Origin of the sequence: Sorangium sp. So ce448, from assembly GCF_051520915.1 — a bacterium.
Taxonomy (GTDB): Bacteria; Myxococcota_A; Polyangia; order Polyangiales; family Polyangiaceae; genus Sorangium; species Sorangium cellulosum_B.
In genome coordinates, this window is sequence record NZ_CP150343.1 from 1553181 (window position 1) to 1568073 (window position 14893).

General features: G+C 69.6%; 16 protein-coding genes and 1 pseudogene. 7 read left to right on the forward strand and 10 right to left on the reverse strand.

Features of this window, described 5'->3' with window-relative positions; all coding sequences use genetic code 11:
* The first annotated feature begins 15 nt into the window (after window positions 1–15).
* Window positions 16–630 (forward strand): IS66 family transposase, encoded by a 615-nt coding sequence (locus WMF45_RS05730; RefSeq protein ID WP_437715939.1) that lies wholly within the window; start codon window positions 16–18, stop codon window positions 628–630.
* 309 nt (window positions 631–939) lie between these two features.
* On the opposite strand, the gene WMF45_RS05735 is transcribed toward WMF45_RS05730, so the two are convergent.
* A complete protein-coding gene (locus tag WMF45_RS05735) occupies window positions 940–1155 on the reverse strand; it encodes a hypothetical protein (protein ID WP_437715940.1) in 216 nt (71 codons plus the stop codon).
* A 78-nt stretch (window positions 1156–1233) separates the two neighbouring features.
* Here WMF45_RS05735 and WMF45_RS05740 point away from each other — a divergent pair, with 78 nt between their 5' ends.
* Window positions 1234–1449, forward strand: a complete 216-nt coding sequence (locus WMF45_RS05740; protein WP_437715941.1) for a hypothetical protein — start codon at window positions 1234–1236, stop codon at window positions 1447–1449.
* Between the two features lie 514 nt (window positions 1450–1963).
* Here WMF45_RS05740 and tnpC read toward each other — a convergent pair.
* The 6 genes from tnpC to WMF45_RS05770 all read right to left on the reverse strand — a co-directional run bounded on the left by tnpC (window position 1964) and on the right by WMF45_RS05770 (window position 7798).
* The gene (tnpC, locus tag WMF45_RS05745) at window positions 1964–4006 is read right to left on the reverse strand and encodes an IS66 family transposase (protein WP_437715942.1); all 2043 of its coding nucleotides are present in this window, start codon (window positions 4004–4006) and stop codon (window positions 1964–1966) included.
* Window positions 4007–4261: 255 nt separating this feature from the next.
* Window positions 4262–4606: an IS66 family insertion sequence element accessory protein TnpB gene (gene tnpB, locus WMF45_RS05750; RefSeq protein ID WP_437715943.1), complete on the reverse strand. Its 345-nt coding sequence runs from the start codon at window positions 4604–4606 to the stop codon at window positions 4262–4264.
* Window positions 4603–5055 (reverse strand): helix-turn-helix domain-containing protein, encoded by a 453-nt coding sequence (locus tag WMF45_RS05755; RefSeq protein WP_437715944.1) that lies wholly within the window; start codon window positions 5053–5055, stop codon window positions 4603–4605. Before WMF45_RS05755 ends, tnpB begins: the two co-directional genes overlap by 4 nt.
* A 321-nt stretch (window positions 5056–5376) precedes the next feature.
* Complete coding sequence (locus WMF45_RS05760) at window positions 5377–6123, reverse strand: outer membrane lipoprotein-sorting protein (RefSeq protein ID WP_437715945.1); 747 nt, start codon at window positions 6121–6123, stop codon at window positions 5377–5379.
* 145 nt (window positions 6124–6268) lie between these two features.
* Window positions 6269–6655: a hypothetical protein gene (locus WMF45_RS05765; RefSeq protein WP_437715946.1), complete on the reverse strand. Its 387-nt coding sequence runs from the start codon at window positions 6653–6655 to the stop codon at window positions 6269–6271.
* Window positions 6656–6988: 333 nt separating this feature from the next.
* Window positions 6989–7798, reverse strand: coding sequence for an SDR family NAD(P)-dependent oxidoreductase (locus tag WMF45_RS05770; RefSeq protein WP_437715947.1), 810 nt, complete (start codon window positions 7796–7798; stop codon window positions 6989–6991).
* A gap of 352 nt (window positions 7799–8150) precedes the next feature.
* Here WMF45_RS05770 and WMF45_RS05775 point away from each other — a divergent pair, with 352 nt between their 5' ends.
* Window positions 8151–8627, forward strand: coding sequence for a hypothetical protein (locus WMF45_RS05775; RefSeq protein ID WP_437715948.1), 477 nt, complete (start codon window positions 8151–8153; stop codon window positions 8625–8627).
* Window positions 8628–8759: 132 nt separating this feature from the next.
* On the opposite strand, the gene WMF45_RS05780 is transcribed toward WMF45_RS05775, so the two are convergent.
* Window positions 8760–9077, reverse strand: a complete 318-nt coding sequence (locus tag WMF45_RS05780; protein ID WP_437715949.1) for a DUF1330 domain-containing protein — start codon at window positions 9075–9077, stop codon at window positions 8760–8762.
* The gene (locus WMF45_RS05785) at window positions 9067–9798 is read right to left on the reverse strand and encodes an SDR family NAD(P)-dependent oxidoreductase (RefSeq protein ID WP_437715950.1); all 732 of its coding nucleotides are present in this window, start codon (window positions 9796–9798) and stop codon (window positions 9067–9069) included. The genes WMF45_RS05780 and WMF45_RS05785 overlap by 11 nt, the downstream gene beginning before the upstream one ends.
* Before the next feature lie 109 nt (window positions 9799–9907).
* Between WMF45_RS05785 and WMF45_RS05790 the strand changes: the two genes are divergently transcribed.
* Window positions 9908–10843, forward strand: a complete 936-nt coding sequence (locus WMF45_RS05790) for a LysR family transcriptional regulator (protein WP_437715951.1) — start codon at window positions 9908–9910, stop codon at window positions 10841–10843.
* A gap of 273 nt (window positions 10844–11116) precedes the next feature.
* Here WMF45_RS05790 and WMF45_RS05795 read toward each other — a convergent pair whose 3' ends face one another.
* Window positions 11117–12025, reverse strand: coding sequence for a LysR family transcriptional regulator (locus WMF45_RS05795; protein ID WP_437715952.1), 909 nt, complete (start codon window positions 12023–12025; stop codon window positions 11117–11119).
* A 168-nt stretch (window positions 12026–12193) separates the two neighbouring features.
* Between WMF45_RS05795 and WMF45_RS05800 the strand changes: the two genes are divergently transcribed.
* From WMF45_RS05800 to WMF45_RS05810, 3 genes and pseudogenes are all read left to right on the forward strand, one after another.
* Complete coding sequence (locus WMF45_RS05800; RefSeq protein WP_437719495.1) at window positions 12194–13027, forward strand: inositol monophosphatase family protein; 834 nt, start codon at window positions 12194–12196, stop codon at window positions 13025–13027.
* A gap of 28 nt (window positions 13028–13055) precedes the next feature.
* A complete protein-coding gene (locus WMF45_RS05805; protein ID WP_437715953.1) occupies window positions 13056–13694 on the forward strand; it encodes an NADPH-dependent F420 reductase in 639 nt (212 codons plus the stop codon).
* A gap of 137 nt (window positions 13695–13831) precedes the next feature.
* Window positions 13832–14449, forward strand: a pseudogene (locus tag WMF45_RS05810) (DUF1552 domain-containing protein); the annotation flags it as partial.
* Between the last annotated feature and the right edge of the window lie 444 nt (window positions 14450–14893).

Consider the following 14893-nt stretch of genomic DNA (forward strand, 5'->3'; position numbering starts at 1 on the left):
GCGCACCACGCGAGGATGGGGTCTACAGAACGCATACAGTTCTTCGAGGCGATGACCTCCGACCGGGAGCGCGCGACGGTAGCCATCGGCTTCATTCGCAAGCTCTACGCGATCGACAAGGCGACGAAGGAGCTGCCTCCGAGCCGTCGAACCGAGCAGCGCCGAACGGATGCCGAGCCCGTGCTCGTGGCCTTCCGCGTGTGGCTTGAGACAGAGGACCTGCTCGTCCTGCCGAGGAGCCCCATCGCTGGCGCCATCGGCTATGCGCTCAACCAATGGACCGCGCTCAATCGCTTCCTCGAGGATGGTCGGCTCCGCCTGGACAACAACCGGAGCGAGCTTGAGCTCCGCCGTGAGGCCGTGGGCAGGAAGAACTGGATCTTCGTGGGCAGCAAGGACGGTGCCGAGTGGAACGCCACCATCGTGTCGCTCATCGCCTCCTGTGCGCTGCACGGTATCGAGCCCTGGGCCTACTTGCGCGACGTGCTGATCCTGCTGCCCACCTGGCCGCCTGAGCGGATCATCGAGCTCGCTCCCAAGTCCTGGAAGCAGACCCTCGAGAACGCCGACGCTCGGCAGCGGCTCGCGGCCAGTCCGTGGCCCCGGGCGCCGGCCGCGGCGCCCAGCTGATCGCAGCTCAGCGTCGCCGTCCGATGTGGCGGGCACGGACGCCACCTTGCCGCCCGCCGGGCGCGCCGCTCGCCGGCTTTGGCGCGCTGGCGACGCCTCGTCGATGCTCGCGCGGTCGACGCGTGGCTTCCGGCGCCTTGTCGACGACTCGGCCGAGGCATCGGTGGCACGTGGCTTCGCCGCGGCGCGCTTGCGGGCGACGTGCACGCGGGCGGCGACCTCGGCGTCGACCGCCGCTTCCTCCGCTCGCTGCTGGGTCCAGCCACCCTTCCTCGCAGGCCGCTCTTGCTCTCGCATCGCGCCGCGAATCTACGGCGACGGCGCGCACCACGCGAGGATGGGGTCTACAGAACGCATACTGATGTACCGATGCCAGCTCGGCCACGAGCGGACCTCGTAATGGTCGAGGCCCACGTTATCCTTCGCCTCCTCGAAGCACAGCTCGATCGTGTAGCGCGTGGAAGCGTCGTGCGCGAGCGTTGTCAGCGGTGTGTTGGCTCCGGCGTTGGACAGGTAGTAGGCCACTTCCGACGTAGCCGCTCCGCAGAGCGCGTTCCGAAGCGTGCTTGTGGAAGGCGGCCCCGTGCGTAGAGTCGCGGTGCGATGACGGAGCGACGGAGCGGGGACGCAGGCGTCGAAGTGCCGAGCCTGACGACGGCGGTGCTGAAGCTGTCTGCGCCGCACGTCCCGTGGCCAGGCCGCGAGGACGCCCCCGGCCGCGCGACCGGGCGCCCGCGTCGCGCGGCCGGGCAGCAGGAGCGCTCGGGAGCGACGGAGGCCGCCGGCGTGCGGCGCCGCAAGAGCGCCGCCCAGCCGTAGCCGCTCCGCAGAGCGCGTTCCGAAGCGTGCTTGTGGAAGGCGGCCCCGTGCGTAGAGTCGCGGTGCGATGACGGAGCGACGGAGCGGGGACGCAGGCGTCGAAGTGCCGAGCCTGACGACGGCGGTGCTGAAGCTGTCTGCGCCGCACGTCCCGTGGCCAGGCCGCGAGGACGCCCCCGGCCGCGCGACCGGGCGCCCGCGTCGCGCGGCCGGGCAGCAGGAGCGCTCGGGAGCGACGGAGGCCGCCGGCGTGCGGCGCCGCAAGAGCGCCGCCCAGCCGTCCGCAGAGGAGGTGAGCGGACGGCGGCCGACGCGAGACGCGGACAAGCAGCGCCGAAGCGATGCGACCCGAAGGGGCCCCGCCAGGACGAGCTCGACGGCGGCCGGGCGAAGCGACGACAGCACCGGCTCGACGAGCCGACGCACCTCGGCGCGGAAAGGACGCGCGCCGGTCTCGGCCGCTCCGGACGCGACGAGCGCTGTGGGCGCGACGGAAGCGGGCGACGCGGCGCGATCAGCGGTCGCGGAAGGCGAGCCGCGAGCCGGTGATCCGAGCCAGGTCCAGGTACTTGAGCCGCCCTTCGGCGATGAGGCGTTGTCGCGTCGCGACCCAGTTCTTGGGACTCAGGTCGAGGATGCGACTGAGCGGATAGCTCGGAGCCACGGTCAGGATCTCCTGCAAGTAGAGCTCGGGGTCGAACCCGTGCATCTGGCAAGTCGCGATGAGCGACGTGATGGCACAAGACCGGACAGCGTGCTCGTCGCTGCCGTGGAAGAGCCAGTTGCGCCGTCCCTTGACGACGCGGCGCAGTGCCCTCTCGGAGGCATTGTTGTGGATGGGGATCTCCCCGTTGGAGAGGAACTCGCAGAGCGCCTCCCTCTGGTTGTGCAGATAGACCAGCCCTTCGCGCAACGGCGAATGCTCCGGGACGACCTGCCGCTGCGCCTCGACCCAGGCGAAGAGCTTCTCAATCAGCGGTGCGGACTTGCGCTGCCGGATCTCGAGGCGCTCGTCCGGGCTGCACAGGGCGCATTCCTCCTCGACGCGGAAGAGCGCCTGGAGGGTCTGGAGCGCGAACGCCGCCTCCTTGCCCGCCCCGGCCTTGAACGCCTTGAAGAAGCGCCTTCGTGCATGGCTCCAGCAGCCGGCCTCGCGCGCCTTGCCCGGACCGAACAGCACGTTGTGGTTGGCCGAGGCATCGGCGACGAGCGTCCCCTGGTAGCCGCCGAAGAGCTTCGCGACGGTGGGGCCGTCGTACGTCGGTGTATAGCGGAACAGCACCCCATCGCCGGGCGCGACCAGGACGAAGACATGCCCATAGCGGTGCTTGTCCTTGGCCCGGATGGCGGTGCCCGTCGCATCCATGGCGAACCACGACCGCGAGAGGGCGTCGCTCCAGATGGCATCGGCGATGCGCATCGCGATGCCGCCACACTCGTACTGCCAGCGGGTCATGTTGCCGCGGCCGATGCGGAAGCCGTGGCGATCCGACTCCACCTCTTGCCGATAGTACGGCGTGTGGTAGTCGAGCTTGTGGACGAACAGATGGGCCAAGAGGCTCGGATCGGCAAGACACCTGTCGATCGGGCGCTCCGGCAGCGACGCGATCTTCACCGGTCCGCTGTCCTCCGCAGCGTCCGACTCGGGCGTGTAGCGTACAAGGACGCCGTCGACGAAGGGGCTTTGCTTGAAGGACGTGTCCGCGGGGATCCCCAGGAGCTCGTGCTCCTGCACGACGAGCGGCTCGCCGCGCTTGTGATTCAAGACCGGCCCGGCGGCTGGCGAAGGAGCTGGCTCCTCTTCAGCTGCGCTGCTCGCCGCCGGTGCCTCCGCCTTGGCCACGTACTTGAGGCGACGCGTGACGAGCTCGAGGAGGCCGCCTCGCCGGTAGCCGATGCTCGAGCTGTCTTCGGCGCCCACACGCTCGAAGCGCTCGAGGCCTTTGAGCAGCACCTCCTGCGGCAGCGACTCGATGATCACCCTCGGAATGACACCGATGCGGCGGCGCCCGTGCTCGTGGCGCTTGACTGGCTTGCCACCTCCGGGATCGGAGCCGGAGGAGGATTCTGCCGTCCCCGCGTGCTCCGGTGGGCTCGCGGAGCCCGGCGGCGGGCTGCTGGCCTCGCCCGGGTCCGCTTCGGGCGCGGCGTCGATGCTCTCGGCCTGCGACGAAGTCGGAGCCGGACAGGCACCTGGCTCCCCGGCCAGCGAAAGCCGCAGCTGGTCAGGCGAGACCTGCTCGGAGACGTGGCGCCGGAATCCGATCTCCAGGGTCCGAATCGTCTCCTGCAGCTGTTGATTGTACGCCTTGAGCGACGCGACGCTGCGAGCGAGCTCTTGGGCCTGCTGCTCCGCCGTCGAGAGCTCGGCCAGCCTCGCCTCGAGCTCCTGCACCCGCCGGAGCAGCGCGTCGACCACCGACGCGGGGCCAGCGGGGCTCCCCTGTCCTTGTCCCCTGGCCTGGAGATAGCCGAGCACGAGCGCCGCGCCGTCAAGGCGCTCTGTCTCCGCCGACTGCGGCAGCGCGGTCTCACCGGAGCGTGTCGTCGAGGTCAAGGCGCGCCATGGATGCCCCCTGCGCTTGCTCTTGACAAGTACCTTGTGCAGAGAAAATTCGCTGGTTTTGATGAGAATTTCTCGTCGAAGACGGGAATGCAGGACCGCCATGGTGCGCCATCGGCGGCGCGCTCTCGCGAGGTCTTCGGGCGCGATGCAGCGCGCGCCCTGATCCATCTCCGCATCGGGCTGCGCCGGCCGCCATCGGGCCGCGCTGGCGCCGGCAGCGCGGTGACGAGCGCCGGCGCAGACGCCTCAGTGGACCAGCCGGCGGCGGCTTGCCAGCTCTTCTACAGGCAGACCGGCGAGCAGCTGCGCGAAGTCCTGTGCTGACAGCTCGATACACCTGCCGTCGGCCTCGGTGAACGAAGGCAGAGCAAATGCACCCTTCGAGAGACGTTTATACAAGATCGTGTATCCATTGCGATCCCACCAAAGGGCTTTGAGCCGGTTGCGCCTCTTGTTGAGGAACAAGAACAGCGCGCCGCTGGCCGGGTCCAGGCAAAGCACCTGCCGGGTGATCGCGGCGAGCCGGTCGAACGCGCCACGCAAGTCCACTGGACCGACCGCCAGATAGACGGCAATCGTCGCGGGGGTCACCGTCCCCTCCGCAACGCTTCGATCGCTTCCACGAGCTCGCGCGCGCCTATCCCACATACCTGCATCCGCGTCCCATCGGCAAACGCGACGTTGAGCCGCAAAGGGGGCGCCTCGCGGCGCTCCGGGCGCACCACGACGGGTAGGAACGGAACCTGCTGAGCCGCCTTGGGGGCTCTTGGCGACGCACCCTCGTCTGCGCGCTCACCGTCAGCCACCCATCGGTCGGCAGTCATCTTGTGGACACCGAGCTCCGTGGCGATCTCGGTCGGTGTTGCCCCCGAGCGGGAGCGCGCCTTGGCGTAGGCCTCGGCTCGCTCCCGCAGCTCGCTCGGGAATTTCCCACGGCTCTTCTGCTCTCGATACCTCGACAGCTCTGCACGCAGCTGTACCAGCTCCCTGCTTCCTGGCATCGCTCGCTCCTCTTCGCTCGGCGAGGGCACGGCCCTCATCTGGCGTCGCGTAGCGTGTAACCGAATCTGGCCAGGGGAAAGACGCGGTCTGCGGAGCGGCTACCTTCCGACGGCTTCGAGACAGAGCGGCGGGCCAGGAGCCAGAGATCGTCGGCCGGCAAGCGCCGACGGCTGCCGACGACGCGTGCTCGGGCCCAGTCGTACTCGATGGGTCCCGTCTCGCCTTGATGGACGGCAATGCGATGCCATTGCTTCGGCGACCACTACGCCGCCACTTCAGGGGGGGGCAAAACACGGGAATAGGTCTTTTGAAGCCGAGAGGCGGGTGGGGGAGAGGGTGGCCGTCGACGGCCGTGTCGCTCACTTCTCCAGGTTGCGCTTGGAGAAGGTGTCGTCGGTGATGGCCTCGTTCACCTTCACCTTCTTGCGCGTGAGCGTTGTGGTGAGGTTCTTCGTGTGGTCCACCATCTTGAGGGTGCCGGGGGTGCAGACGTCGCCGTCGCAGGAGTAGCCGGTGCGGGTCTCGGTCTTCACCAGCTTGCCCTCGGTGTTGTAATACTTGAGCTCGCCGGGGACGTTCTTGTCCTTCGTGATCGTCATCTCGATCTTGGCGTAGGAGGTCGTCTGGCCGCTCCTCGGGGCGAGCGTGAGCTTGACCTCCTTGGCGCTGGAGGAGCTGACGGCCGGCGTGTAGGTGCCGTACTTCTGGGTGGCCAGGTCTTCCTGGCTGAAGGCCATGCCGAAGGCGCTCTGATCGCTTGTGTGGCTGGCGATGCGGCGGACTTTGCCGAAGGACGGCAGATAGACGTACATCTCGGTAGGGGAGAGGATGAGGACCTTGGTGCCTTTGAGGTCCGCCGGAGCGGTGAACTCGGCGAGGCGCTTCTCACCCTTCATCCACACGTTGATGCCGACGGTCTTCTCTGGTTTGCCGCTCTCCGTCGTCTTGGCCTCGTATTCGAAGTAGAGCGTCTTGGCCTTGTTCATGGCCGCTTCGGTCGCCGCCAGGGCCTTGTCGGCGGCGTCGTCGGCCAGCGCCGCGGGGGCGTGCGAGAGACCGAGCGCGACCGTGGTGGCGAGGATGGAAACGAAGCGCGAAAACCTCATCGGGACCTCGGAGAGCTGGGGGGCCCGCCGCTTGCCGGGGCAGAGCCGCCGTCGTTGATCAGGGCAGTGGAGCCTGGGGCGTTGGCTCCGAGTTCGAACAGAGTGGAGGCGCCCCCGGCATCATAAAAACATGGCGTCCGCAAGGTCAATCCTGCTGTTCCCGCGCCTGCCGGCCGTGGCCGCGCCACCGGACACGTCGGAGGAGGTGGGAGAGGACGCCTCCGCGAAAGACGAGCACGGCCGCCGAACGGGAGGGATCCGTCTTGACACTGCGTTTCATGGAACGCGTCTCCAACGCCATCTCGCACGGCGTTCGTAACCAGGGGTTGCCCGACTGCGCCACATCCATGCAGCCGAGTATGTCGGCCACGGTGCTCGTGCGACTGGGAAAGCTCGCCGTGCATTCGGGCCAGCGCTGGAGCCGGGCGTCGCGAGGCGGCGAGCCCTGCGGTTCGAATCGCATCGGTTCATAGCCGAACATCCGCCCGTCGTGCTGCACGTTCCAGGCACAGAGAAGGCGCTTCTCCGCCACAGACAGTCCGGAAATAGGCTCGCGCGACCGAGCCTCGGGCAAGGGCGCGGCAAGCGAGGATCCGACGGATCTCAACGGTTCGTCCTCGCGGAATCGTCCTGCCAGGGATCTGTCCCGCGAGCGAGGGGAGATTTCAACGCAAAGGCGCAAAGACGCAAAGACGCAAAAAGGAACAGATTTTATGCAGGTTTGCGCCTTTGCGTCTTTGCGCCTTTGCGTTGAAATATCTCTCCGACTCCCTGGCCGACTCCCGGGGGCAACTCGGTCCCAGCTGCCGGCGCCGGCCGCGGCTTGGCCCCGGCGCTGGGGGGCCGAACGGCGCGGCGTCGTCGGTCAGAGCACCCTGCGCATCACCTGCGGCAGGAGGACGTCGTGGAGCAGCTCGGGGACAGCGCGCTTCAGCCGCCAGACCCAGCGGCCGTCGCGGTGAGGCACGGCGTAGAGGCTGCCGGCGTCGACCGATTCGAGCGCGCGCCGCGCCACGTAGGCGGCCTGGAGCCCCTCGCGCCCCATGAGCTTGAGGGCGGCGTCCCTGGCGGCCGCGTCGAGGCCGCGCCCGCTCTCGACGATCTGCGTCCTGAAGAAGGTCGGGCACAGGACCGTGACCCCGACGCCGTGCGGGGCGAGCTCGACCCGCAGCGCCTCGGAGAGGGCGACGACAGCGGCCTTGGTGACGCAGTAGGGGGCGAGCCCGGGCACCGAGATGAAGCCGGCGGCGGACGCGACGTTGAGGAAGTGTCCGCTCCGCTGCTCCTTGAAGCGCGGCGTGAACGCGTGGCAGCCGTGAATGACGCCCCAGAGGTTGACGCCCAGGATCCACCCCCAGTCCGAGAGGGGGATCTCGCCGACCTGCCCGCCGGCGCATACGCCCGCGTTGTTCACGACGAGATCGACCCCGCCGAGGGCGCGATCGGCCTCGCCCACGAGCTCCGCCACGTCGTCGCTCCGGCTCACGTCGCAGCGGACCGTGTGCGCCTCACCTCCGGCGCTGGCGACGAGGCGCGCGGTCTCCTGGGATCCTTCGTCGTTGAGGTCGGCGAGGAGCAGCTTCGCGCGACGGCTCGCGAGCTCGAGGGCGAGCGCGCGGCCGAGGCCCGAGGCCGCGCCCGTGATGACGACGCGGGGGTGCTTGGGAAGGGGCATGGTGAACTCGCATATCACAGATGCTCGCCGCTCCGCGAGGAGCACCGCTGTGCGTGTAGCGAGAACATCATGAAGCCTGCCTGTCAGAGCGAAGCCTGCTTGTGACGCCCTCTCACCAAGGCACGACGGCTCGCGCGCTCCCGGTGGTGCCGCGAGCCACCACCAGACATGGAGGCGCGCCCCTCCAGCCCCGCGTCCCCCGCGCCGCGCCGCCGCCAGGATCCCGGCTGAAACCGCCTCTCTCCCTCACCCCGCTCCCCTCGTTGGCCCTGGTACGGCCCATGCGAGTGTCCGGCTGATATCGGCACGAAAGACGCCGCGCGAGGCTCGCTGAAACGGCCAAGGAGAACCGATGCTGCCCACGAACACGACCCACAAGACCCGCTCCCTCGTCATGTCGCTCACGATGGCCGCCGGCCTGGCCGTCACCGCGTTCTCGTCCCCTGCGGCGGCCGGGCCGCTGCCGACGCTCTCCGGATGGGGCGTGCGCGGCCATGCCAGCTTCATGGGCTCGGTGAGCCAGCAGGTCGACGGCTCGCTCAGGGGGCATTTCACGATCATCATCCACAATCCCGGCGAAGCCCCCGTCACCTGCCGCTACCTGCGCTTCCGTCCCCATACCGTGAGCGGCGGAAGCTGGAGCTTCGATGGCCATGGCACGTGCTGGACCTCGGGCGGCGCGTTCGCCGCGGCGAACCGCTTCACCTTCTCTGACCTGGGCAGCCCGGGCGCGGGCGTCGACGCCGTCGACGTGAACTACTACGGCGCGGTCGGCGTCTCGATCCCCGGCGGCTCCTTCGATGACGGCGACATCGTCTACACCCCTTGATGCCATCCGCGATCCAGCGGGCGTGTCACGCCGCGCCGGCGCTGGCGCCGCGCGATCGGTCGACCGGGCGACCGGTGGATAGCCCGGCGCCGGTGGTGCGACGCGCTGCTCCCTCGCCGCGCGGCGCGCGGCTCACTCCGCCGTCGCTTCGAACTCGCCGAGGATGAAGGTCGCCGCGACCGCGGGCTCGAAGAACTCGGCGCGCACGGCGCGGTACTGCGGGTCGGCGAAGAACCGCTCCCGCGCCGCGCGGTCGGGGAACAGGAGGGTGAAGACGCGGTTGATCCGCTCATCCCCCTTCAGCACCCGCGCCACGACGAAATCGTGGCCGAACGCGCCGCCATAGGAGAAGAGGATCGGCATCATCCCGGCGCGGTAGCGGGCATAGGACGCCTCGTCCGCCAGCTGGAGCCCCACCAGGAGCACGTGCTGTCGGCCCTCAGCGCCCATGGGAGTAACCTCCATCCACGTCGAGCGTCGTGCCGGTCACGAAGCCGGCCCTGGCCAGGAACAGCGCCGCTTCCGTCGTGTCCCGCACCTCGCCGACGCGCCCCAGCGGGTGGATCGAGGCCATCGAATCGGCCCCTTCGCCGATGAGCGGCGTGCGGATGATGCCGGGCGCCAGCGTGTTCACGCGGATGTTGTGGGCGGCGAGCTCGGCGGCCAGCGAGACGGTGAGCGCGTGGACGCCGCCCTTGCTGGCCATGGCGGCCGAGGCCGGCATCCGCGCCATGGCCTGCTGGACGAGCACCGTGCCGATATTGATGATCGAACCCCCGCCGCCCTCGATCATCAGCGGCACCACCGCCTGCGTCATCAGGAACGTCCCCTTCACGTTGGTGGTGAAGAACCGCTCCAGGTCCTCCTCCGTGCTCTCGAGGAACGGCTTCACGCCGAAGATCCCGGCGTTGTTGATCAGCACGTCGACGCCGCCGAAGCGCTCGCGCGCGGCCGCGGCGACGGCCCGCGCCGTGGCCCGGTCACCCACGTGGCCCGGCACGGCGACGACGCGCGCCCCGCCGTCGAGGCTCCGCCGCGCCTGCTCGAGCTTCTCCGGGTCGCGGCCGTTCATGACGACGCTCGACCCCTCGGCAAGGAAGCTCCTGGCGAGGTCGAGGCCGATACCGCTGCTGGCGCCTGTGATGATGACGCGATCGATCCTGGTGGACATGGAGTGTCGTTCCTTTCGCGCCGACAACCTAGGACCGCCCCTCGAACCGAGAAAGTGGTATGTTTCTATCAACTTCATAACTCCAGGTTTTGATCCCGCGGGCCCCGCCATGACCTACGATCAGCTCGTCGCCTTCCTCGCCGTCGCGGGCGAGGGCACGTTCAGCGCCGCGTCCGCGCGGCTGCACAAGTCCCAGCCGGCCGTGAGCAAGCTGGTGCGCAACCTCGAGCGCGAGCTGGGGATCGAGCTGTTCGATCGCCGGGAGTACCGCGCCACGCTCACCGACGCCGGCCGCCTGTTCCACGAGCGCGCCGCGGCCGTCATCGAGGGCACCGAGGCGCTGCGCGGCTTCGGCATGCGCCTCTCGGGGAAGGTCGAGCCGATCGTGCGGCTCGCCGTCGACGCGGTGACGCCGCTCGGCCCCATCATGGACATCTTCCGGGGGCTCCTGGCGCGTTATCCCCTTGTGCGCATCGAGCTCGGCACCGAGCGGCTGGCGGGCACCGCCGACGCCCTGCGCGAGGACCGCGCCGATCTCGCCGTCGCCACGAAGCTCGGGATCGACGGCTCGGCGGTGGAGACGGCGCGCTTCTGCGACGTGCGGGTGATCCCGGTGGCGCGCTTCGATCACCCCCTGGCGACCTGCGGCGCGCCGATCCCGCCCGCGCTGCTGCGGGCGCACGCGCAGATCATCCTGCGCGACAGCGCGAGGGGGAGCGCCTCGCCGTCCCTGAACGTGCTGGAGGGCGGCCTGCGCTGGACGGTCACCGACGTCGCGGCGAAGAAGGAGGTCCTCCTCGCGGGCATGGGCTGGGGCGGGCTGCCCGAGCACGTGGCCGCCGGCGCGCTGGCGGCGGGCGAGCTCGTGGCGCTTCAGGTCCCCGAGTTCGTGGCCGACACCATGGAGCTGTTCGTGATCCGCCGCCGCGACCGCCCGCACGGCGTCGTCGCGCAGGCGCTCTGGGAGGCGCTGCTGCGCTGCGGCCACGGCGCCGGGGCGCCCGCGGCGGCAGCGAAGGCCCCGCGCCGCCCGAGGAGAGGTTGAGGGCCGCGCCGGCCCGACCTCCGGCGGCGGAGCGCGCTCGCCAGGCGGGTAGCACTACTGCGGGAAGTTGCCCCGGATCGGCAGAAAAACCGCCAAGGCGCCGAGGCCGCCAAGGAGAGAGAGGACGTGCCGTCCCGGCATTTTCCCCTTCCATTTCCCAGGTTTCTTGGCGCCCTCGGCGCCTTGGCGGTTCACTTCCCCGTCCAACTTCCCGCAGTAGTGGTAGGCGTCATGCCCGTGAGCGCCGGCCGCGGCTGGCAGGTTGCCGCTGGGTCACGCCTCTCCACGGCAGATCGCTCGGAGGATCTCGCGCGTGTGCCCGCGCAGCCATGCGTGCGCCTTGTCGCCCTCGCAGCGCTGGTGCCACAGCTGGACGATCCTGAGCTCCGGCGCGTCGAGCGGCAGCGGGCGGGTGATGAGGCCCAGCGCCCGCACGATGGGGCCGCAGACGCGCGCCGGCAGCGCGACGACGAGATCGCTCTCGTGGGCGAAATGGATGGCCGCCGCGCACGTGGGCGCCGCCGCGACGACGCGCCGCCGCAGCCCCAGCGCCTCGAGCGCCTCGTCAATCGGATCGCGCAGGCGGCCACGGCGTGAGACGATGACGTGCAGCGCCTCGGCGTAGCGCCTGGCGGTGAGCCGGCCGCGCGCGAGCGGGTGGGCCCGGCGGAGGGCGACGACGACGCGATCTTCGCCGACCAGCTCCCCCCGGATCTCGGGGAGCGCGGGCTCCGTCGAGCCGATCTCGAGATCCACGCGCCCGTGGCGCAGGTCGTCCGTATCTCCCGCGGGCTCGGCCAGGAGCCGGACCTTCGCGAGAGGGGCCTGCTCCTGCACCGCTCGCAAGAGCCGTGTGCCGAGCGCCGTCGTCAGGGCGTCGTGGCAGCGGACGGTGAAGGTCCGATCGAGCCTCGCCAGGTCGAGCTCCCGCTCGGGCGCGAACACCGCGTGCGCTCGCTGGACGATGGCCTGGACCTCCTCTCGCAGGGCCAGCGCGCGGGGCGTGAGCGCCATCGTCCGGCCGGCGCGCACGAGGATCGGGTCCCCCGTGGCGTCCCGGATGCGCCCCAGCGTCCGGCTCATCGCGGGCTGGGACAGGCGCAAGCGGGCCGCCGCGGCGCTGACGCTCCTCTCCTCGAGCAACGCGTCCAGCGCCGGCAACAGGTTCAGGTCCACATGCATGGCGGTAATTCTTCCTCATACCAACTATGCATTGGACGGCATGTGTCGTCCAGGGTTTATTCCTCCGCGCGCTGGTTCAGCGTTCAGCGGTTTGCGAACACGCGCGCGCCGCTCGTCCGAGGAGGATTCATGTCGATTCATTCCGATCACTCCGAGCATTCCGAGCAGATGAACAACGATGTGAGGTGGCGAGACCGGAGCCCGGGCCGCGCGGAGGACGAGCTCCTGCTGCCCGCGGTCGTCGCGGCGCTCTCCACGGCGGGCGAGCGGCTCGTCGGTCGCTTCTCGACAGAGCCGCGCCCGAGGAGCCGAGAGGACATCTTCGCCGCGCTGGGCGCCAACGATGCGGTTTCCCTCGAGGCGCTCCGCGAGCCCTTGTCGCGCGCTCGCCCGGAGGCCCGGTGGGTCGAGGACGAGCTCGAGTGCGGGCCCCTCCCGCCGGGGGAGTGGTGGGTCACCGACACCGTCGAGGGGAACATCAACCACGTTCACGGGATGGCGGACTGGTGCGTCACGGCGACCCTCGTCCGCGACAACGAGCCGGTCCTGACGGCTGTGCACCTGCCCTTGACCGGCGACACGTACACCGCCCGGAAGGGCGCCGGCGCGTACGTCGGGACGAGGAGGATCCGAGCGTCGGCGAAGACGGAGCTCGGCGCCGCCTTCGTCGGGACCGGCCAGGCGAAGCCGGGTGAGGACGCGGAGACCTACCGGCGGATTGGCATGTCCGTCACCGCGATGCTCGGGAGCGCGCTCGTCCTGCGCGTCTCGGTCCCGGCCACTCTCCAGCTCATCCAGGTCGCGGCCGGCCGGATGGACGTCTTCTGGCAGTACAGCCAGATCCGCTCCGAGCTCGTCGCCGGGGCGCTGCTCGTCGCGGAGGCCGGGGGCGCGGTCACGGACACACGCGGGGAGCGCTGGAGCCTCGCCAGCGAGGACTTCCTGGCGGCCGCGCCCGGGCTCCACGCCGGCGCGGTAGGCGTCCTGTCGACCATCCGATGAGAGGAGGAGGCTGAACATGGATCAACTCATGGGAAACATTGGAATCCTCGGCTCGGGCCGTGTCGCCACGGTCCTCGCCAACAAGCTCGCGGGCGCCGGGCGCGCCGTCACGATCGGCACCAGGGACCCGGCGCAGGCGGCGCTGAAATGGTCGGGAGGGCGCGTCGACTTCAGGGATCACGCGGAGACCGCGCGCCTGGCCGCGATCGTCATCAACGCCACCCCCGGAGACACGAGCGTGGAGCGGCTCGGCGCCCTCGGCGACGCGCTGAAGGGGAAGATCCTTGTCGACGTCTCCAACGCGACGCTGCGCGGCCGCGACGGCCTTCCCGGCAGCCTGCTTTGCCCGAACGGCAGCGTCGCCGAGCGCCTGCAGGCTGCGCTGCCCGAGACGGCCGTGGTCAAGACGCTGAACACCATGCTGTTCACCGTCATGGCCGATCCCACGAGCCTGCGCGCCGCCCCGACCGCGTTCCTCTCCGGCAACGACGAGGGCGCGAAGGCGGTCGTCGGGCGGTTGCTCGGCGATCTGGGCTGGCCGGCCGACTGGATCGAAGATCTCGGAGGCATCGAGACCGCTCGCGGCCCCGAGGCGGTCGCCTTGCTCGTCCCGTCCGTGCTGCGAAGGCGAGGGCTCGCGCCGTTCGCCGTCGCGCTCGCCCGGTAAACGCGATGAAGCACATCACGGATCTGGAGTCCAATCCAATCCCGTGACCGTGGCTTCGCGAAGCTACCCATTCAATGTGAACGCTCACCGCGAGAAAAATTGCGGCCGACAGGAAGCGCCTCAGCAAGGCGTCGACCGCGATGGGCGCCTGCCAGGCGCCGGCGAAGGTCGACACGTCCGACTACAACCCGCGCACGGGGCGCAACTCCGCCGACAACGGCTCGATCAAGGACACGTCGACCGACGCGGCGATCCCCAAGGTCGGCAAGCTCATGACGGACATGCTGGTGATGGCGCTCGCCTGCGACATCACGGCGGTCGGCACCCTTCAGTGGAGCGACACCGAGGCGAAGCACACCTTCCCCTGGCTGAACCTGAGCGAGCACCACCATTACTACCAGCACGACGGCGGCTTCAGGGCGGCCGAGTGCGAGATGATCTGTACCTGCTATTCGAAGCAACACCTCTATCTCCTGCAGGAGATGGAGAAGGTCGACATGGGCGGACACTCGCTGCTCGACGAGAGCGTCGTCTTCTTCGGCTCCGAGATCTCGGATCCGCCGAGCCACAAGAAGACGAACATGCCGTTCCTCCTGGCCGGCGGCGGCGGAGGTCTGCGCACGGGGCGCTGGCTCCGGCACAAGAACCTCCCGCACAGCAACCTGCTCGTGTCGATCTTGAACCTGTTCGGCGACACCCGGACCACGTTCGGCACCCCGGAGCACTGCACCGGGCCGCTCACGAACCTCACATAGCAGCGAGAACGAGGCGCGTCATGCGCTCGGGGCTGCGGTCGTTCACCGCCCCGCAGCCGCAGCTCAACGAGGAGGAACTCGGCGCGCGCAGTGACTAGCGCGACGGCAGCGCAGAGCCCGCCTTCGAGGGGACGTATTTCGACGTCCGAGTCGCTGAGCGCAGGGCCGTGCCGTGCGACGAGAAAAGCAGTCACCGCAGCGCGATCGACGGCGTCTGGCATCCTTGATGACCTCTCCGACCCGACGATGTGCCACAGCCAGCTCACAATCCACACTGCTCCTCAAGTCGAGCCACCAAGCCGGAGAAGGCACGGGGGCCAGGTCGATCCAGGCACCGGGCTCGGCGAGTCAGTTAGGGCTGGCTTCGGTAGCATGGATGCGTATTCTTCCGTGCGGGTGCCGCGGCAGCAGGACGCTGCGGCAGGTCTTCTAGGGATGGTCGGG

Coding starts and splice junctions, on each gene's coding strand:
- WMF45_RS05760 (WP_437715945.1), bottom strand. CDS start 6,123: ATGAGGTTTTCGCGCTTCGTTTCCATCCTCGCCACCACGGTCGCGCTC.
- WMF45_RS05780 (WP_437715949.1), bottom strand. CDS start 9,077: ATGGGCGCTGAGGGCCGACAGCACGTGCTCCTGGTGGGGCTCCAGCTG.
- WMF45_RS05785 (WP_437715950.1), bottom strand. CDS start 9,798: ATGTCCACCAGGATCGATCGCGTCATCATCACAGGCGCCAGCAGCGGT.
- WMF45_RS05775 (WP_437715948.1), top strand. CDS start 8,151: ATGCTGCCCACGAACACGACCCACAAGACCCGCTCCCTCGTCATGTCG.
- WMF45_RS05795 (WP_437715952.1), bottom strand. CDS start 12,025: ATGCATGTGGACCTGAACCTGTTGCCGGCGCTGGACGCGTTGCTCGAG.
- WMF45_RS05770 (WP_437715947.1), bottom strand. CDS start 7,798: ATGCCCCTTCCCAAGCACCCCCGCGTCGTCATCACGGGCGCGGCCTCG.
- WMF45_RS05740 (WP_437715941.1), top strand. CDS start 1,234: ATGACGGAGCGACGGAGCGGGGACGCAGGCGTCGAAGTGCCGAGCCTG.
- WMF45_RS05805 (WP_437715953.1), top strand. CDS start 13,056: ATGGGAAACATTGGAATCCTCGGCTCGGGCCGTGTCGCCACGGTCCTC.
- WMF45_RS05790 (WP_437715951.1), top strand. CDS start 9,908: ATGACCTACGATCAGCTCGTCGCCTTCCTCGCCGTCGCGGGCGAGGGC.
- WMF45_RS05730 (WP_437715939.1), top strand. CDS start 16: ATGGGGTCTACAGAACGCATACAGTTCTTCGAGGCGATGACCTCCGAC.
- WMF45_RS05800 (WP_437719495.1), top strand. CDS start 12,194: ATGAACAACGATGTGAGGTGGCGAGACCGGAGCCCGGGCCGCGCGGAG.
- WMF45_RS05755 (WP_437715944.1), bottom strand. CDS start 5,055: ATGAGGGCCGTGCCCTCGCCGAGCGAAGAGGAGCGAGCGATGCCAGGA.